Raw genomic sequence first — 19,386 nt, forward strand, 5'->3', positions numbered from 1 at the left:
AAAGTCCTTAGGCTAATGCCTCAGTGAGCATTGAACTGAATTGTTTCAGCAAAGTAGACGCTTGTTCGGGAGGCGTCTTAACTTCAACGAGCAAGGTACCCTGACCTTGTTCGAAATGTTGTTCGACAATCGTTTGATAGCAATTCAAAGTTTCTGGCGCCGCATAACCAAGCTGGAATTGCGCAGCGGCATGTTCAAAACCGAAACCATGGGGCATTTGATATAGAGATTGTTTTTGTTGCTCAGGAACAGGCAACAAGTCAAAGATCGCACCGCCATCATTGTTGGTCACAACAATCACCATCGGCGTTACATTGTGAGTAAGCAGAGCCAGTGAATTGAGGTCGTAAAGCAAAGAGGTATCGCCAATCAACATTATCAAGGGGTTCTGGTTAGCTTTTACCACGCCCGCAGCCGTTGCTACCAAGCCATCAATGCCCGATGCGCCCCGATTACTGTAAACTTGATTCGCAGATATTGATGACAGCATATCCACCAGCCTTACCATCAAGCTGTTTCCCACAAACAACTCTCTGTCTTTAAGTCTAGTCGACAAATCTACTGCAACGCTCAACTCGGTCAGTTGGTCATTATTGGATATTTGCGCTAATGCCAATTGTTGAACCGTATTCGCGATTTCGACCAAAGGTGCTGCCCAACCTGCATGTTGACCTAACAAGGTGGGTAAATGCTGCTCTGACACCCACGACTCGATATCAGCAACGATATGGGTTTGAGGCAGATGATCTTGGTTGATACGGTGCGTCTCTGGTGACACAACAATGTATTGTGATGAGCTGAATGATGAAGCTTGCGACTTTATCCAATGATTAAGGCGCTTAGAAACAATGCGCTCACCGAACTGAAGGATGAAATCACATTGGTTGAGTTGCGCTTTAGCTACGTCACTCTGCATCCACAGGTCATAATGTTTCCAATCACTTGTAACACCTGATTGAGGATCGCAAAAAACTGGCCAGCCTAATGCGGTGGCAAACTGCTTGGCTTTTGTTGCTTGTTCAATATCTAGCGAACCGAGAATAACCACACCCTTACGCCCAAAATACTCACCTGGAGCGATGGGTTGCGTGTTCACTTGATTAGGTAAAAACGTTTGGCTGTAACAACCTGTACCCGACTTCCACCCAGAAACACTGGAGGTATATTCCGCATAAATTTTCGCGCTATTCGCAGAATATAAAGGCTCTGGGAACGGACAGTTGATATGAATCGCACCGCCAACATTGCGTTGTTTCGCTAGCGCGTTATCAACGGATGTCAGAAGCCAATTCAATGAAATCTGTGTGGTTGGACTGGGTAGATTTAAAGCACTTTCAACATGGGAAGAAAAGATGCCTTGCTGTTGAATCGCTTGATTAGCGCCACAGTCGACTAAATCGATAGGTCGATCAGAGGTCAGCAAAATCAGCTTCTCTCGTGTCAGTCCAGATTCAGCCGTCGCAGGAAGAAGGTTTGCAACAGCAGTACCAGAGGTGACAATCACGGCAACTGGCTTATTGCTGGCTTTTGCTAAACCTAACGCAAGAAAACCAAGCCCACGCTCATCAAAGTGCGTGTGCAGTGTCAGTTTTGGATTGGCTTCGGCTTCGAGTGTTAATGGTGTTGAGCGCGAGCCTGGCGCAACACAAACATGTTCAACGCCGCTGCGGGCTAACTCTTCAAGTAACGTATTACACCAAACTCTATTTAATACGGCTTGGTCGTGGTTCATGACGCCACACCCAATGGTGGGTGATCTGAAATTAAGCTGAGCAGAGTCGACATTTTCTTATTCAACTCTTGCCACTCATGTTCAGCAACCGATCCCGGTACGATCCCGGCACCCGCAAACAGTTGTACTTGATCGTTTACAATCAAGGCACTTCGAATCGCGACACAGAATTCAGCGCGTTGATGGCTAATATAGCCAACAGAGCCTGCATACCAACCTCTCGCAAACGGTTCATGTTCAAGTATGAAATCCATCGCTTCTTTGCGCGGTAAACCCGCTACCGCAGCCGTCGGCTGTAAGGCAGCAAGCAACTGCACACCATTGACGCCGTTATTGAGCTGAGCATGGATATTACGTTTAAGATGTTGCACCTTACGCAAACGCACTAGGCGCGCCTCTTTTTCAACGTGTACCGTTTGAGAATGAGGAGTGAGACGCTCAATAATGTCGTCGACCACATACTGGTTCTCATTGAGGTTTTTACTGTCTTGAGAAAGCCAATTGGCTAACTCCATATCTTCTGTCGCGTTTTCTCCGCGACCAATGGTTCCAGCAAGCGCTTCAGTATCAAGCTCAGTGCCATATCGACTGTACAAACGCTCTGGCGTTGAGCCGATAAAGCTGTGTTTGGAATCCAATACCAACATAAAGTGAAAGCTGTGATGGTTTTGCAGGTAGCTGGCCTTAAGCAACTGAGCCGCGCAGATTGGTGCATCGAGTTGCAATGTGGTTTTACGCGCTAAAACGACTTTTTTGTACTCTTCGTCGCTAATGCCTTTCAGCACTTTATCGACAAGGTTGCCCCACAGCTCTCGTTCTGGAACGTGGTTAATCTGCTCAATGTGCGCCGACAAAGGGGCCAATATCGCCGCTTCAACAGAAAGCTTATTTAGAGCATTAATAGAAGCAACGCGATCAGGAGATAAGTTGACGGCTAACGACCAAGTCTTGTCAAAGCGGATCAGTTCAACCTGAGGAAGGAAGAAAAACGATTCCATGCAACGACGGTTTTTTGCGGTGTGCCCGTCAAACGAGCGCCCACCCCAGATTCGTTGGTCTTCACCAAGAATAGCGTACGCGGGAGCGGGATCAGAAAAAGTATGTAATTGCCCGAGCGCAACGACCTCTTCACGAGTATCACGTGACTGCCAGTAGAACTTTGGAAAGAGCGGTTGAGCATGAAGCCATTCTATAAATGCAAACGATGGTTTTTGCGTTAGAACTTCAACACAACGAACTTCACTTGCTTGGGCATTTTGTACTCGCTCAATCAAAGCGGAGATAGTTTGCTGGAAATGTGACAAATCGACCTCGTTCACATCTAAATTATTATTATATTAGTTTGATACTTTATGGGCAGCACCCACTTAGATCAAGAATCTACTATATCTTTTGAACATTCGTGTGATTTTAAGCGATCTAGCCCCTTTATTCACCTTAGCCAATAACAAAGAAAGCGATTAATTAAAATTTAGAAAAGAGTGACAACAAAAAGACCAAACGTGACACTGAAATGCGACATTCATCAGATTTTTATTCTATCAAACCCCATTTTGCGGTACTTTAATAAAGTATTTAAATTAATTTCAGGAAATCGGCAATGCAAAATATCGGGATGTCGTCAAAACTCAACAATGTATGCTACGAAATCAGGGGGCCTGTACTCAAACATGCTAAGCGCATGGAAGAAGAAGGGCATAAAATACTGAAGCTTAATATTGGTAACCCCGCCCCATTTGGTTTTGACGCCCCTGATGAAATCCTTGTTGATGTAATCCGTAACCTACCGACATCTCAAGGTTATTGCGACTCAAAAGGCATCTATTCAGCCCGTAAAGCGGTTGTTCAGCATTACCAGAAAAAAGGTCTACGTAACCTTGATGTAGAAGACGTTTACATTGGCAACGGCGCATCAGAGCTTATCGTGATGTCTATGCAGGCGCTACTGGATAATGGTGATGAAATCTTAGTTCCTGCTCCGGATTACCCACTATGGACAGCGTCTGTTGCACTTTCTGGTGGTACACCGGTTCACTACATGTGTGATGAGGATGCAGATTGGTATCCAGACCTTGATGACATGCGTGCGAAGATCTCACCAAAGACGCGCGGCATCGTTCTGATCAACCCGAACAACCCAACGGGTGCGGTATACAGCCGTGATTTCCTACTTCAAGTTGTTGAGATTGCTCGTGAGCACGGTTTGATTATCTTCGCTGATGAAATCTACGACAAAGTGCTTTACGACGGTGCCGTACACACTTCAGTTGCAACGCTTGCCGAAGATGTATTAATGGTCACATTCAACGGTCTGTCTAAGGCTTACCGTGTATGTGGTTTCCGTGGTGGCTGGATGTTCTTAACGGGTCCAAAGCACATAGCGAAAGGCTACGTTGAAGGGCTAGAAATGCTGGCCTCGATGCGCTTGTGTGCCAACGTGCCAATGCAACACGCGATCCAAACCGCGCTCGGCGGCTATCAGAGTATTAATGAACTGATTCTGCCAGGCGGTCGACTACTTGAGCAACGCGACCGCGCATGGGAGCTGATCAACAAGATCCCTGGCGTTTCTTGTGTTAAACCGAAAGGCGCAATGTACCTGTTCCCTAAGATCGATACCAAGATGTACAACATCAAAGACGATCAGAAGTTTGTGCTCGACTTCCTTAAGCAAGAGAAAGTGCTATTGGTTCAAGGTACTGGCTTCAACTGGCCAAAACCGGATCACTTCCGCATCGTGACTCTGCCACATATCGAAGATCTAGAAATCGCGATTGGTCGTCTAGAGCGCTTCTTACAGACTTACAGCCAAGATGAGCTCACAGTCGATTAATTAACGCAAAAAGTTATGACTACAATTTGCTGTTTTAAAAGACTTTAACTTGTATTCATTCACTTCTATGCTTAAAAGGCTCCTGTTTGGGAGCCTTTTTTGTATCCGCTGTCTCGTATGCCTGCGCAAACACAAAATACGAGTGGAGCACTCTCTAGATAGGACATTTATGAAACAGAGCCATTTCTTCGCCCATCTCGCACGCATGAAGCTTATCCAACGCTGGCCTTTGATGCGCTCAGTCTCAAGCGAGAACATTTCAGAACATAGCTTGCAAGTTGCTTTCGTGGCACACGCCTTGGCATTGATTAAAAATAAGAAGTTTGATGGTCAGCTTAACCCCGAGCACATTGCTTTGCTTGGCATGTACCACGACACCAGTGAGGTACTGACGGGGGATTTGCCAACGCCAGTTAAGTACTACAACCCAGATATTGCACAAGAATATAAGAAGATAGAAGCCGCAGCAGAGCAAAGACTGCTTTCGATGTTGCCAGAAGAGTTCCGAGACGACTTCGCCCCCTTCTTAATATCTGGAACCGCGAGTCAAGAAGAGCAAAGCATCGTCAAACAGGCAGATACCATCTGTGCTTATTTGAAATGCTTGGAAGAGCTCAGTGCGGGCAATCATGAATACGAACAAGCCAAGCGCCGACTGGAAGAAACACTCGAACAGCGTAAAAGCCCTGAAATGGACTACTTTCTCACCACATTTGCGCCGAGCTTTGAATTATCACTAGACGAGATAAGCTAGCTGGGTATAAGTTGTTTTTAATTAGCTAAATAAAATCAATTTGATAGGTGCTATTTTGAATTCTCTACTCGAACCACCCTTTGTACTCGAACAAGAATGGCAGCATCGAAATGACGATGAACACAAAATAAGACGTGATGATCACCGCAGCCCGTATCAGCGTGACCGTGCGCGCGTGCTTCACTCTGCTGCTTTCCGTCGCTTGCAAGCGAAAACCCAAATCCATGGCACCACGGTCAACGACTTTCACCGAACACGCCTTACCCACTCGCTTGAGGCCGCTCAGCTTGGCACAGGTATCGTTGCCCAGCTGAAGAAAAAGCAGCCCGAATTTCGAGACCTATTACCCTCAGACAGTTTGATTGATTCACTGTGTTTGGCTCACGACATCGGTCATCCACCATACGGACATGGCGGCGAAGTCGCACTCAACTACATGATGCGCGACCACGGTGGCTTTGAGGGCAATGCTCAAACGTTTCGCATTGTCACACAGCTAGAACCCTACACTGAACATCACGGTATGAACCTATCTCGACGCACTTTGTTAGGTCTGATTAAGTACCCTTCTCTGCTGAGTGAGGTTCAAGCTAAATTGCAGTCTGAACCCGTAAAGCATCAACGACAGCTCCGAGCTAAAGATTGGATGCCAGCAAAAGGCATCTACAATCATGATGAAGAGTTGTTTAACTGGGTGCTTGAACCGCTTTCAAGCAGCGACCAACAGCTCCTAAAACAGAAAAGAAAAACACACACCGAGCCTCTTGAACATAACAAGACCAAATATAAGTCGCTGGATTGTTCGATTATGGAGTTGGCTGATGACATCGCGTATGGCGTGCACGATTTAGAAGATGCGATTGTGCTTGGCTCTGTGACCAAAGCTCAGTGGGTCGAATCGGCTTACCCTCAACTGAAAGAGATGGCCGACCCATGGATTTGTGAGCACCTAGATTCAATTACAGAGATGCTTTTCTCTGGAGAACAGTATCGCAGAAAGGATGCGATTGGTGGGATAGTCAACGCACTGTTAACCAGCATCTCGATTAAGCGAGTGGATGCTGACTTTGAGAATGTGCTGCTGGCATACAATGCCGTACTTGAACCGAGCATGGATGGCACACTCGATAAACTGAAACACTTTGTCAGCGAGTTCGTGATTCAAGTGCCACAGGTTCAAGTCATCGAATACAAAGGCCAACAGATCATCATGGATATGTTTGAAGCATTCAGCGCTGATCCTGAACGCTTGCTGCCACTGCCCATCAAGAAGCAATGGCTACAACATCAAGATGAGTCTCGAAAAATGCGCGTGATAGCCGATTACATTTCATCGATGACTGATGATCTTGCGCAGAAAATGCATCAGCAACTGTTCTCGGCTCATACCGAGTTTTAATTCCTGACTCACTTTACTAAAACGGCTTAATCTAAGTAGTTTTTCTCAAACACGCCCGGCGGCATTTGATTGATTTGAAACTGAATCATTTGGTCAAATGCCGTTAGCAAAGGGCTAAAGTCGCCATCACGCTCTAACAAGCTAAGTAAATGATAGCCAGCTTCAACGGTTGAAAGGCTATTTTCACTGGGTGCTTTGCGAATTCGGTAATTACCCTTGAGATCTTTCGGCAAGTGAACCGTGTTCAATGCATGCAAGTTACTCGATACTTGCCACATCTTGAAGGCCTTTTTCCACGTGCCATCCAATAAAATCACACGCAGCTTCTTATTAGGACATGTCGCCGACTCAACTGAAACAGAGTTTTCGCTTGGGTATAAAATCACATGTTGGTACTGTTCATCGGCCAGCAGTGCGTTGAGTTGTTCGTTGTCTGAAAAGTCCTCGCCAACAAACGTCACGCTGTTATTTAGAGATAACGAGAGAATACGCGCTGTTCCCATCGGACGATGCTCTTCTGATGGGTGCTGAAGAATGATAAGCTCAACATTCGATTCGAGTGGTGTAACCCACTGACAAATACAAGCTTTCAAAGCCTTGCTGCATTGGGGGCAATAACGAGACATGGATTTAATGTGTACCCTGTTTTAATTTTCATTTCACTTTTATGCGTCTTATTCCAATTTGAGCCAATACAAGCTTGGGTCGTTTGGGATAGCAATGCGATTGCCGATGGGCAATGGTGGCGAATCCTAACAGGAAACTTTTCACATACCAACTACTCGCATCTTCTGATGAATCTAGCAGGCTTGTGGATCATCAGCTACCTGTTTCAACCGAGTAAAAAACAGCTTGTTGTTGCTTTGCTTGTGATCAGTTTAGTGACTGGCGTCGCTCTGTTGTTTTCAAGTATTCAGATCTACGTTGGCCTATCGGGCACTTTGCATGGGGTGTTTGGCTTATTCGCGCTCAGAGAGGCTTTAAACGGCAGGAAGTCTAGTTGGCTGTTAGTGTTCGGATTAGTCGCTAAAATCGCTTGGGAGCAGCTTATTGGCCCTTCTAGCACGACTGGTGAACTGATTAATGCTCGTGTCGCGATTGAAGCCCACCTAGCAGGTGCATTGGCCGGAGGCTTCATATCTATCGCTTCATTTCTAACAAGTAGAAAAACGGGTCAAAGTTGAATTCTTTCGCGATTCTTTTCAACCGTCGCTTCACCTATCCCTTTGACACTCACCAAATCATCAGCAGTCGTAAACGCCCCGTTCTGCTCTCTGTAATCGACGATCTCTTTGGCTTTCTTATCACCTACGCCAACCAATAGTGCTGAAAGTTCTTCTGCTGTCGCGGTATTGATATTGACCGTAATCTCAATGCCATCGTAAAGCTCAGCCTTGGTTGGGCTGTCTGCAAACACGGCAGGGCTTAAGAGCATCAGAAATGAAAGAAATAGTGTTGAATATATCGTGCGCATAAATCGTTCCTTTGTTCAAAAAACGTAACTTATGCATTTACCGCGCTAGATAACACAATCACCAGATAAAAATAAAGCGGGTCACCTAAGTGACCCGCTTCGTTATACATCTTATTTTCATCAGCTTGTTTGTTGGCTCACAAATCTGAATTGGAGCTTAACAATCATATGTTGATTCTCAGTAGTAAACTCTAACTTGAGCTTGCTACTGAGGGAATCAAACGCTTACTGACCTTGACCCACTACGTAGTATTCAACGTCTGCGTTTTTACGAAGTACGTTTAGTACGTTAGTCAGATCTTGTTGGTTACCAACTCGCTCCAACTGAGCACCAATTTGAGTGCTGTAAGCTGGGTTGATCTCAGCAGTCACTTTAGAAAGCTCAACAACAACGATGTTACCGTCTTGGTCTTTAGATTGACCGAACACAGCTTGGCCTGCTTCTGGTTTCGCTAGAGCGAATACAGATGCCGCTAATGGCGAGTTACGGTCAATCGTTTCAAGTTCAGTGAACTCAAGGTTGTTGTCCGCTAGTACTGCTTCATTGCCTTGCTCAAGTTCGTTCACTAGAGAAACACCTAGCTCAACCGCTTGCTGCTCTGCTTGTACAGCAGACAATGCAGCGACAACTTGATCTTTCACTTCAGCTAGAGGAAGAACTGTCTCGTCGCGAGTCTCTTCTACACGTACAACAATAACGTGCTCAGGAGCCACTTCGATAACTTCAGAGTTCAAACCGTCTTCTTTCACTTCAGGGCTCAAGATAGCTTGCATTACTGCAGGCGTCATCAGAACTTCTGGAGCGTCAGCTTGAGAGATGAAATCAGTCGTCGTGATCTTTGCGTTGATAGCTTCAGCAGAGTCGTCTAGAGAATCTGGGAATTCAAACGCTACTTTTTCAAGTTCAGTTTGTTGCTCGTAGAACTGATCAACTGCGTGTTGGTCTAGAAGCTCTTGCTTAATATCAGTAGCAACTTCAGTGTAAGGCTGAGCTTGAGATGCTTTTACTTCGTCTAGCTTGATGATGTGGTAGCCAAAATCAGATTTAACTAAGCCAGTTGTATCGCCAATATTCACAAGAGCGAAAGCCGCGTCTTCGAATGCTGGGTCCATAACATCACGTTCAATCCAACCTAGGTCACCGCCAACGTCTGCACTACCGAAGTCGTCAGATTTCTCTTCTGCTAGCGTAGCAAAATCAGCGCCTGCATTTAGCTCGTCTAAGATTGACTGTGCTTTCGCTTCGTCATCACCTTGAACTAGGATGTGACTAACTTTGCGTTGCTCTTCAGTAGAGTACTTGTCTAGGTGCTCTTGGTAATATTTCTGTGCTTCCTCATCACTAACTTCAAGCTGCGATTTAAGAGCTTCAGCAGAAAGTTCGATGTAAGACACCTTAGCCTGCTCTGGACGAGTGTAAGCCGCAGGGTTCTCTTGGTAGTACAGTTCGATTTGCTCGTCAGTTAACTCGATATTTTTCGCTAGGTCAGCAACAGATAGTGTCACTGTACGAATGTCACGAGTTTGAGCAATAAGCTTGCTCTGAATATCAATTTCGCCTTGAAGAACAAATTCACTGCCTTGAAGTGCAGTCACAAGCTGGTTACGCATTAGGTCACGACGCATGTATTCAGCGAAGCTTTCTGCGCTGAAACCTGCACGACGTAATGCCGATTGGTAAACTTCTTGGTCGAATTGACCAGCCGTTTGGAACTGAGGCATTTCTAGAATCATGGTACGGATTTGAGAATCACTGATTCGTAGGCCTAGAGACTCTGCTTGCTGCTCAAGTAGAACATCGTTGATCATGCGATCAAGTACTGACTTACGGAAAGACTCAACGTATGTAGGGTCTGCAAGCATTTGAGCGAAGTAATCGCCAAGTTGAGATTGCATGCGATTACGTTCGTTTTGGTAAGCTTGTTCGAACTCACCACGAGCAATTTCTGTGTTGCCAACTTTAGCTGCTGCGTTGTTACCGCCACCGGTGATGTAGCTGCCTATACCTGCGAATACGAATGACAGGATAATCAACCCAAGGATAATTTTTACCGCGATGCTATTCACGCCTTCGCGTAATCGATCCATCATAATTTAAGTGCTCTCCGGATATGAAGCATTGGCTTCAAAATAAAAATCTATTCACGCGATATTATCAGAAAAAGAAATGCGCATCAGTAGGATGCGCATAATTTAAATAAGTTCAATGTGCTTTGCACATATACTGTTTAAAAATGAAACATCATTGTTCAAACAGTAAACGCATATTACTGCCTTCCCCTCACAAAACTCGAGGTTTCAGCAACAAAAATTAGTTACATGCGTCTTTAAGTGCTTTACCCGCTTTGAAGCCAGGTACTTTAGCTTCTGCGATTTGGATCTCTTCACCAGTTTTTGGGTTACGACCTGTACGAGCAGCACGAGTACGAACACTGAAAGTACCAAAGCCAACAAGTGCAACTTGGTCGCCTGATTGTAGCGTTGTGCCAACTGCTTCGATGAATGCGTCTAGAGCGCGGCCAGCTGAAGCTTTAGAGATGTCTGCGTTTTCTGCGATTGATTCTACTAGTTGTGTTTTATTCACTGTTTTTCCCCTATGTGTCATCTGTGACTACTTCTGATGACTGTACGTTCCATTTTGGTTTTAATTTAGCCGCAAGCCTTATTGCAAAAGGGCTGCCGCTTTGATCAATAACTTAGCGTCCAAAAAAAACGCTGACAAGCCTTTTCGGGCCTATCAGCGTAATTCTTTACTTATTTTTGCTATGCATCACTATTTTTTCACGTCAAACTCGACCCCTGACGGATCTCGTTCTAGCGCGACTTTGAGTACTTCATCAATCCACTGAACCGGGATCACCTTCAAGTCAGCGATTACGTTGTCTGGAATCTCTTCCAAATCACGCTCATTGTCTTTAGGAATCAGTACAGTTTTGATGCCGCCACGGTGTGCTGCAAGCAGCTTTTCTTTCAAGCCACCGATAGGTAAAACTTCACCACGAAGGGTAATTTCACCTGTCATACCGACCTCAGCTTTAACCGGGTTACCCGTCAAGCTAGACACTAATGCAGTACACATTGCGATACCCGCACTCGGGCCATCTTTCGGTGTAGCACCTTCTGGTACGTGAACGTGAATATCGCGCTTTTCGTAGAAATCTGAGTTAATACCCAGTTTTTCTGCACGAGAACGAACCACAGTCATTGCCGCTTGGATCGATTCTTTCATCACATCGCCAAGTGAACCGGTTTGCGTTAGCTTACCTTTACCCGGCATTGCTTCAGTTTCAATAGTCAGTAGATCACCACCGACTTGAGTCCAAGCTAAACCAGTTACTTGGCCAATACGGTTGCTTTCATCCGCTTTACCGAAGTCATGACGTTGAACGCCTAAGTACTCTTTCAGGTTATCAATGTTAACCGTTACAGACTTAAGGTCGCTGTCTAGCAAGATGTTCTTCACTGCTTTACGACAGATCTTAGAGATTTCACGCTCTAGGCTACGCACACCCGCTTCACGCGTGTAGTAACGAATGATGCCGATGATTGCAGAGTCTTCGATCTCAATCTCATGAGGCTTGAGACCGTTGCGTTGAACTTGCTTGTCCAATAGGTGGCTCTTAGCAATATTCAGCTTTTCATCTTCTGTGTAACCAGACAGGCGGATTACTTCCATACGGTCCAGTAGTGGGCCTGGAATGTCCATCGAGTTAGACGTTGCCACGAACATCACATCAGACAGATCGTAATCGACTTCTAGATAGTGATCGTTGAATGCATTGTTTTGCTCAGGGTCTAGAACTTCTAGAAGCGCTGAAGATGGGTCGCCACGCATATCAGAAGACATCTTATCGATTTCATCTAATAGGAACAGTGGGTTCTTAACGCCAACTTTAGACATCTTCTGGATTAATTTACCCGGAAGTGAACCGATGTACGTACGACGGTGACCACGAATCTCAGCTTCATCACGAACGCCACCTAGTGCCATACGTGTGTACTTACGACCCGTTGCCGCAGCAATCGAACGACCTAGCGAGGTTTTACCTACACCAGGAGGACCAACAAGACAAAGGATTGGACCTTTTAGTTTGTTGATACGGTTTTGTACTGCCAAGTATTCGAGAATACGTTCTTTAACACGTTCTAAGCCGTAGTGATCTTCGTTTAAGATCTCTTCCGCTTTCGCTAAATTCTTTTTAACTTTTGAACGCTTAGCCCAAGGAACGCCTACCATCCAATCAATGTAACTACGTACTACTGTTGCTTCAGCAGACATTGGCGACATCATTTTCAGTTTTTGCAGTTCTTGCTCAGTTTTTTCACGAGCTTCTTGAGGCATCTTAGAATCTTCGATCTTCTTCTTCAGAGTCTCGAATTCATCAGGCGCGTCGTCCATCTCGCCCAGTTCTTTCTGAATCGCTTTCATTTGCTCATTCAGATAGTACTCACGCTGAGACTTTTCCATCTGTTTCTTAACGCGGCCGCGGATGCGTTTTTCAACTTGCAGGATATCAATTTCTGACTCCATTTGGCCCATCAAGAATTCCAGGCGTTCCGTCACATCTGAAATTTCTAGAACGTGCTGCTTATCTACCAGTTTAAGTGGCATGTGCGCAGCAATCGTATCAGCAAGGCGAGCAGCCTCATCAATACCGTTCAGCGAGGTTAGAACCTCTGGTGGAATCTTTTTGTTCAGCTTAATAAAGCCTTCGAATTGATTGATCGCACTGCGAACAACCACTTCTTGTTCTTTTTCGTCAAGTTCTGAGGTTACAACGTATTCGGCATCCGCTAAGAAAAACTCACTCTCTTTGAACTGGTGAATTTTTGCACGCTGCTGACCTTCGACAAGTACTTTTACGGTACCATCTGGCAGCTTTAGCAACTGAAGAATAGTAGCGACTGTACCTACGTTAAATAGGTCGTCGATTGAAGGCTCATCAGTGTCCGCTTCTTTCTGCGCTACAAGTAGTACTTGTTTGTTAGCTTCCATTGCCGATTCAAGGCAAGTAATCGATTTTTCACGACCAACAAACAATGGAATAACCATGTGTGGGTAAACCACTACATCACGTAGAGGTAGCACGGGGATTTCGATACGCTCGGAACGTTCCAAGTTCATATATTTCTCTCTTCCGCTTTAACTTATAAAGCAGTATATGGGGCTTAAACGACTGGATTCAATGGAAGAATAAAAAAAAGGAGGTAATTGCTTACCTCCTTTTTCAATTTGAGTGTGTAGTCTTAAAAAGACCTACTCTGCAACAGCTGCTTGGTTATCTGAGTTACTGTAAATCAATAGTGGTTCTGACTCACCATTAATTACCGACTCATCAATCACAACCTTGCTTACATCAGTTGAAGATGGCAGTTCGTACATAGTTTCTAGTAGAACACCTTCCAAGATAGAGCGTAGACCACGAGCACCCGTTTTACGGTTCATTGCTTTCTTCGCAATTGCGCGTAGGGCGTCTTCACGGAATTCTAACTCTGTATCCTCAAGTTCAAATAATGCAGCGTACTGTTTTGTCAGTGCATTCTTTGGCTCACAAAGGATTTGGATTAGCGCTTCTTCATCAAGCTCTGTCAGTGTTGTTGTAACAGGTAGACGACCAATGAATTCTGGAATCAAACCATACTTCACTAGATCTTCAGGTTCTACTTGAGTGAACAGTTCACCGATAGTTTTGGTTTCGTCTTTTGAACGCACTTCTGCGCCAAAGCCGATACCTGAACCTGTTTCTACACGTTGCTCAATCACTTTATCTAGGCCGGCAAACGCACCACCACAGATAAATAGGATCTTAGACGTGTCCACTTGCAAGAACTCTTGCTGTGGATGCTTACGACCACCTTGAGGTGGAACTGAAGCCACTGTACCTTCAACAAGTTTTAATAGAGCTTGCTGTACACCTTCACCAGACACGTCACGCGTGATCGATGGGTTTTCAGCTTTACGAGAAATCTTATCGATTTCATCGATGTAAACAATGCCGCGTTCCGCTTTCGCTACGTCGTAATCACATTTCTGAAGCAACTTCTGGATGATGTTTTCAACATCTTCGCCCACATAACCCGCTTCGGTTAGTGTTGTTGCATCTGCCATTGTGAAAGGAACGTCTAGGAAACGAGCCAGTGTTTCAGCCAGTAGGGTTTTACCACTACCAGTAGGACCGATAAGAAGAATGTTACTCTTACCTAGCTCTACGCCTTCAGCCGTCGTATCACCATTACGTAAACGCTTGTAGTGGTTATATACTGCAACTGCTAGCACTTTTTTCGCGTATTCTTGACCGATTACATAGTCGTCAAGATGCTCACGAATCTCACGCGGCGTTGGCAGCGATTCCGATTCTTTCTTTGGAAGAACATCTTTAATTTCTTCACGAATAATGTCGTTACAAAGATCGACACATTCATCACAAATGTAAACAGAAGGACCTGCGATTAACTTGCGAACTTCGTGCTGGCTTTTGCCACAGAAAGAGCAGTAAAGCAATTTACCGCTACCACCCTCTTTGCTTTTATCTGTCATTCGCTAACCTCTTAGCCTTTACTCTCTATGTTTGAGTGTATATCAATTTGAATCACTTTGCGTTAAACAATTGCCCTGCAATTATTGACCGCGGTGATTAAGAACTGAATCCACCAAACCGTATTCTACAGCCTGATCAGCAGACATGAAATTGTCACGATCTGTATCACGCTCAACAACCTCTAGAGGCTGACCTGTGTGCTCTGCCAATAGTTTGTTTAGCTTTTGCTTGATCGTTAGGATCTCTTGCGCGTGAATTTGAATATCAGACGCTTGGCCTTGGAAGCCGCCAAGTGGCTGGTGAATCATTACACGTGAGTTTGGAAGCACGTGACGCTTACCCGGAGTACCACCCGCTAGTAAGAATGCACCCATAGAGCAAGCTTGACCCATACATACTGTGCTCACGTTTGGCTTGATGAACTGCATTGTGTCATAGATAGACATGCCCGCTGTTACGCTACCGCCAGGTGAGTTGATGTAAAGATAGATATCTTTGTCTGGGTTTTCTGATTCCAAGAAAAGCAGTTGAGCCACGACAAGATTTGCCATGTGGTCTTCCACTTGACCTGTTAAGAAAATGATACGTTCTTTTAATAGACGAGAATAAATATCGTAAGAACGTTCACCACGGGAAGTCTGTTCAACCACCATAGGAACTAGTGCGTCCATAATCGATGGCATTGTATTTTTTTCTTGGTAGCTCATATTCTTATGTCCCTAAAATAAATGGCCCGAATGATTAAATCATACGGACCATTGTTAGCAGAATTGTTGACCGTACGTCAACCTTCTACGTCAGATATTACTATATTAAGCAGGTTGCTGATTCATTAGCTCGTTGAAGCTAACTTCTTTATCAGAAACTTGAGCTTTAGCGATGATTGCATCAATAGCTTGCTCTTCTAGAGCAACATTGCGCATGTTGTTCATCATTTGCTCGTTTTGCTCGTAGTAAGCAATAACTTCTGTTGGATCTTCGTATGCTGTAGCCATCTCTTCGATGATAGCTTTAACTTTCTCGTCATCAGCTTTTAGCTCTTCAGTCTTGATTACTTCACCAAGAAGAAGACCTACAACTACGCGACGTTTAGCTTGCTCTTCGAACAGCTCACGTGGAAGTTGGTCAGCAGCTTCAGTGTTACCACCGAAACGTTGAGCAGCTTGTTGACGTAGAACACCGATCTCTTGATCGATTAGAGCAGAAGGTACGTCGATGTTGTTTTCGTTAACTAGACCGTCGATTGCTTGCTCTTTGATGCGGTTCTTAACAGCTTGCTTAAGCTCACGCTCCATGTTCTTACGAACTTCAGCTTTAAGGCCTTCAACGCCTTCAGCTGCGCCGAACTTAGAAACGAATTCTTCGTTTAGTTCTGGAAGCTCACGAGCTTCAACTTTGTTCAGCTTGATAGAGAACTTAGCAGCTTTACCTTTTAGGTTTTCAGCGTGGTAATCTTCTGGGAAGTTTACTTCGATTTCGAATTCCATACCTGCTGTTTTACCAACGATACCGTCTTCAAAACCAGGGATCATGCGACCAGCACCCATCTCTAGTGGGAAGTTCTCAGCTTTACCGCCTTCGAACTCTTCACCGTCGATAGAACCAACGAAGTCGATAGTTGCACGAGAACCAGCGTCAGCAGCAGCTTCAACTTCAGTCCAAGTTGCTTGTTGCTTACGTAGAGTTTCGATCATCTCTTCAACGTCAGCTTCTTTAACTTCTACTGCTGGTTTCTCAACAGTGATGTTTTCTAGACCTTTCAGCTCAACTTCTGGGTAAACTTCAAAAGTTGCGTTGAATACTAGGTCAGCGCCTTCGTTGTTTTCAACTGGTGCGAAAGTAGGTGCGCCAGCTGGGTTGATTTTCTCTTTAACGATCGCTTCGATGAAGTGACGTTGCATTACTTCGCCCATCACGTCTTGACGTACTGCTTTGCCGTACATTTTAGCAACCATCTTCATAGGCACTTTGCCTTTACGGAAACCATCGAAACGACGGTTTTTCGCGATGTTGCGTAGTTCAGCTGTAACTGCATCTTCGATGTTAGCAGCAGGAACAGTAATATTAAGACGGCGCTCTAGGCCTTCTAGCGTTTCAACAGTAACTTGCATTATATAAACCTCAAAACTGGCTCAGTAATCTGAGCATATGAGCCGTAACTTAGCTTTAATTCAAAAGCCGACGTTGTTGGCTGCATTCTTGTGTAGTGCTCTATCCGAACACCTAATTTAAAATCGAGCATTGATGTCTGAATTGATTATTCAACCAAACACCAGACTAATCAGCGATATCTTCGTTCTTCACATGCTTATTGAACGTTCTCACGCAGTTATAAAACGTTTTCACGCACTTATAAAAAGCAGTGAAGCTTGTTTTCGGAAACAAGAAAGGTATCTCCGATTAGCCTCAGGACAGAAATTTTAGACGCGACATTCTAGCGATCTGTTTAATCTCTGTCGAGCCGTTCACCTCTGCATGATGATGAATGCTCTAAATTCGTCCAACTAAATGATACAAAAACGATCAAATCATCACTTAGCACAACAGAAATGGGGACAATAGCGACTTTTTCAAGGGAATCGAGGGCTTTTTTTGCTAAAAACCTTAAAAAGAGATCTTGCTCTTGTTTTACCCCTCAGAGTCGATAACTTTTTCAACAATCCCCGTTACAAACCCTTAACCTACATCCATCTGGCGACTGTCTACTTTCAGCAAACACTACCGCTATTTGCTACCATAAACGAGAGAAGACAGGCTTGATTGTTTACCAAAGAAATCAGCGGAGAGCCTTCATGTTTCAAGCTTTTAGAATCCCAATACTGTTAATGGTCACATACAGTTTACTGATGGTGTTTGGCGGTCATTGGGTGTGGAGCACAAGCCATGAAAGTTTGTTAAATGATCATCAATCTAAGCTAGACCGCTTTTCGGTTCATATTTCAAGCCAATTGGATAAGTTCGCGCACATTCCAGAACTGCTTTCAAAAGACAAAGAGCTGGTCGATGCCCTGCACTCTCCAAGTAATTCTGCACAAATCGAGCTCACTAATCGCTATCTAGAGCACGTAAACTCGGTGATTCAAGCATCCGACACCTACCTACTAGACAGCATCGGCACCACCATTGCGGCCAGTAACTGGAATCAACCACGTTCTTTTATTCGTCGTAACTTTGCTTTCCGCCCCTACTTTCAAGAAGCGATTCTTGGCAATGAAAATCAATATTTTGCGCTAGGTTCAACCTCTGGTAAACGAGGCTATTATTATTCTTACCCCGTCTCCTATGCCGCCGAGATTATTGGCGTCATTGTCGTAAAGATGGATTTATCGCTGATTGAAGCAAGTTGGAAAGGCAAACAGAGTTTTTTTGTTGCTGACGATAAAGACCAGATCGTATTTATGTCGAGCAATCCTGAGTGGCTGTTCAAAAGCCTTCAACCATTAAGCGAAGAACAACACACTCGAATTCAAGAAAGCAGGCAGTATCTCGATACAAAAATAGAAAGCCTGCACTTCTCCGGTGACTTAGAGAGTGCTACTAGCAATATTGAGTCTCCCCACAAGCTTGTCCAAGAGCAGTTCTTTAACTCCTCACGCTTCCTAGCCGAGCCAAAACTCACCATACGAGTATTTTCTCCGACCCACTTAGTTTGGTGGGACTTGGTTGCTTACCTTGTGGTTTTGAGCCTTATTTTTGCGATTATTTATCTAACGATGCAACTCAATCACCATCGACAACAAAGACGAGCTCAGATAGACAGACTGCAATCCGAAGCCAAGCAAAAGCTAGAATTTCAAGTGCTTGAACGAACATCAGAGTTGCATGTCGAGATTAAGCACCGAATCGAAACTGAACATGTACTGAGGCAGACACAAGACGAACTCATCCAAGCCGCCAAACTGGCAGTGTTGGGGCAAATGTCAGCAAGCATCAGCCATGAACTGAATAACCCGCTTGCTGCGATTCGCAGTTATGCCGACAACGGCCGACTGTTTCTTGCCAAAGAAAAAACCGAGCGTGTCGATGACAACCTATCGCGAATCTCGGCGCTCACTGACCGTATGGCTAAGATAAGCCACCAGCTTCGTTCCTTTGCAAAGAAATCCACTGCGGAAGAGCTGCACACGTTACAGATACTGCCAGTATTGCACTCGTCAAAAGAACTGATGAAACCACAACTCAAGAGTGAACGAGTAAAGGTCAACGAACTTCCTGAAACCTTTGATGCTTGCGTGCTCGCCAACGCCATTCAATTGGAACAAGTGATCATTAATTTGCTGACTAACGCGATTCAGGCGATGGAACAACAAGACGACAAACAATTAGCTATTCTGTTAGAGATTAGGAAGCCCGACCATCAACAAGCCAAGACCTTGCTGATTCATGTCGATGACAATGGCCCAGGCTTCACCTCCCCTTCTAACGGAAATTTTTTTGAACCCTTCCATACCACCAAGAAAAATGGACTTGGACTTGGGCTATCGATTTCTCAACAAATAATCAGCGGAATAAATGGCAAGCTAGTTACCGATCACAGCCCACAAGGTGGTGCTCGATTTAGTATCGAGTTACCCATAGTTCCAACAAAAGAATCAGATTAGTCGCTAAGCAAACCAGTACACCTTCACCAACAATAAAAATAAAAGATTAAAGGA

The 19,386-nt window shown here is 44.7% G+C and carries 15 protein-coding genes and 1 pseudogene; 5 read left to right on the forward strand and 11 right to left on the reverse strand.

Annotation, left to right across the window (positions count from 1 at the left end):
• Positions 1-7 precede the first annotated feature (7 nt).
• Together menD and AB6C75_RS05540 are read right to left on the reverse strand one after the other, a co-directional pair.
• Positions 8-1,732: a 2-succinyl-5-enolpyruvyl-6-hydroxy-3-cyclohexene-1-carboxylic-acid synthase gene (gene menD / locus AB6C75_RS05535; protein ID WP_372107223.1), complete on the reverse strand. Its 1,725-nt coding sequence runs from the start codon at positions 1,730-1,732 to the stop codon at positions 8-10.
• Complete coding sequence (locus AB6C75_RS05540) at positions 1,729-3,036, reverse strand: isochorismate synthase MenF (protein WP_050648016.1); 1,308 nt, start codon at positions 3,034-3,036, stop codon at positions 1,729-1,731. The genes menD and AB6C75_RS05540 overlap by 4 nt, the downstream gene beginning before the upstream one ends.
• A gap of 296 nt (positions 3,037-3,332) precedes the next feature.
• Between AB6C75_RS05540 and AB6C75_RS05545 the strand changes: the two genes are divergently transcribed.
• The 3 genes from AB6C75_RS05545 (at position 3,333) to AB6C75_RS05555 (ending at position 6,718) form a co-directional block, all read left to right on the forward strand.
• The gene (locus tag AB6C75_RS05545) at positions 3,333-4,565 is read left to right on the forward strand and encodes a pyridoxal phosphate-dependent aminotransferase (RefSeq protein ID WP_372048514.1); all 1,233 of its coding nucleotides are present in this window, start codon (positions 3,333-3,335) and stop codon (positions 4,563-4,565) included.
• Between the two features lie 169 nt (positions 4,566-4,734).
• Positions 4,735-5,319 carry a 5'-deoxynucleotidase gene (yfbR, locus tag AB6C75_RS05550; protein ID WP_372107225.1) on the forward strand — a complete coding sequence of 195 codons (585 nt, stop codon included), beginning with the start codon at positions 4,735-4,737 and terminating at the stop codon, positions 5,317-5,319.
• Positions 5,320-5,374: 55 nt separating this feature from the next.
• On the forward strand, positions 5,375-6,718 hold the full coding sequence (locus tag AB6C75_RS05555) for an anti-phage deoxyguanosine triphosphatase (RefSeq protein WP_372107227.1): 1,344 nt from the start codon (positions 5,375-5,377) through the stop codon (positions 6,716-6,718).
• A gap of 26 nt (positions 6,719-6,744) precedes the next feature.
• Here the strand turns inward: AB6C75_RS05555 and AB6C75_RS05560 are convergent, their stop codons facing one another.
• Complete coding sequence (locus tag AB6C75_RS05560) at positions 6,745-7,344, reverse strand: tRNA-uridine aminocarboxypropyltransferase (protein ID WP_372107229.1); 600 nt, start codon at positions 7,342-7,344, stop codon at positions 6,745-6,747.
• A 9-nt stretch (positions 7,345-7,353) separates the two neighbouring features.
• Here AB6C75_RS05560 and rrtA point away from each other — a divergent pair, with 9 nt between their 5' ends.
• On the forward strand, positions 7,354-7,902 hold the full coding sequence (gene rrtA / locus AB6C75_RS05565; protein ID WP_372107231.1) for a rhombosortase: 549 nt from the start codon (positions 7,354-7,356) through the stop codon (positions 7,900-7,902).
• On the opposite strand, the gene AB6C75_RS05570 is transcribed toward rrtA, so the two are convergent.
• The 8 genes and pseudogenes from AB6C75_RS05570 to AB6C75_RS05605 all read right to left on the reverse strand — a co-directional run.
• Positions 7,893-8,192, reverse strand: coding sequence for a ComEA family DNA-binding protein (locus AB6C75_RS05570; RefSeq protein ID WP_372107233.1), 300 nt, complete (start codon positions 8,190-8,192; stop codon positions 7,893-7,895). The genes rrtA and AB6C75_RS05570 overlap by 10 nt on opposite strands.
• Before the next feature lie 225 nt (positions 8,193-8,417).
• Positions 8,418-10,283: a peptidylprolyl isomerase gene (ppiD, locus tag AB6C75_RS05575; protein ID WP_372107235.1), complete on the reverse strand. Its 1,866-nt coding sequence runs from the start codon at positions 10,281-10,283 to the stop codon at positions 8,418-8,420.
• A 220-nt stretch (positions 10,284-10,503) separates the two neighbouring features.
• The gene (locus tag AB6C75_RS05580; protein WP_012604504.1) at positions 10,504-10,797 is read right to left on the reverse strand and encodes an HU family DNA-binding protein; all 294 of its coding nucleotides are present in this window, start codon (positions 10,795-10,797) and stop codon (positions 10,504-10,506) included.
• Positions 10,798-10,965: 168 nt separating this feature from the next.
• On the reverse strand, positions 10,966-13,317 hold the full coding sequence (gene lon / locus AB6C75_RS05585; protein WP_017098777.1) for an endopeptidase La: 2,352 nt from the start codon (positions 13,315-13,317) through the stop codon (positions 10,966-10,968).
• A 132-nt stretch (positions 13,318-13,449) separates the two neighbouring features.
• Positions 13,450-14,730 carry an ATP-dependent protease ATP-binding subunit ClpX gene (gene clpX / locus AB6C75_RS05590; protein ID WP_009847283.1) on the reverse strand — a complete coding sequence of 427 codons (1,281 nt, stop codon included), beginning with the start codon at positions 14,728-14,730 and terminating at the stop codon, positions 13,450-13,452.
• Between the two features lie 81 nt (positions 14,731-14,811).
• On the reverse strand, positions 14,812-15,438 hold the full coding sequence (clpP, locus tag AB6C75_RS05595) for an ATP-dependent Clp endopeptidase proteolytic subunit ClpP (RefSeq protein WP_004736080.1): 627 nt from the start codon (positions 15,436-15,438) through the stop codon (positions 14,812-14,814).
• Between the two features lie 105 nt (positions 15,439-15,543).
• Positions 15,544-16,842, reverse strand: a complete 1,299-nt coding sequence (gene tig / locus AB6C75_RS05600; RefSeq protein WP_004736079.1) for a trigger factor — start codon at positions 16,840-16,842, stop codon at positions 15,544-15,546.
• A gap of 335 nt (positions 16,843-17,177) precedes the next feature.
• Positions 17,178-17,360, reverse strand: a pseudogene (locus AB6C75_RS05605) (hypothetical protein); the annotation flags it as partial.
• A gap of 163 nt (positions 17,361-17,523) precedes the next feature.
• Between AB6C75_RS05605 and AB6C75_RS05610 the strand changes: the two are divergent.
• Positions 17,524-19,332 carry an ATP-binding protein gene (locus tag AB6C75_RS05610; RefSeq protein ID WP_372107238.1) on the forward strand — a complete coding sequence of 603 codons (1,809 nt, stop codon included), beginning with the start codon at positions 17,524-17,526 and terminating at the stop codon, positions 19,330-19,332.
• Positions 19,333-19,386 lie beyond the last annotated feature (54 nt).

The organism is Vibrio sp. 10N.237.312.B06, from assembly GCF_041464685.1.
GTDB lineage: Bacteria > Pseudomonadota > Gammaproteobacteria > Enterobacterales > Vibrionaceae > Vibrio > Vibrio tasmaniensis_A.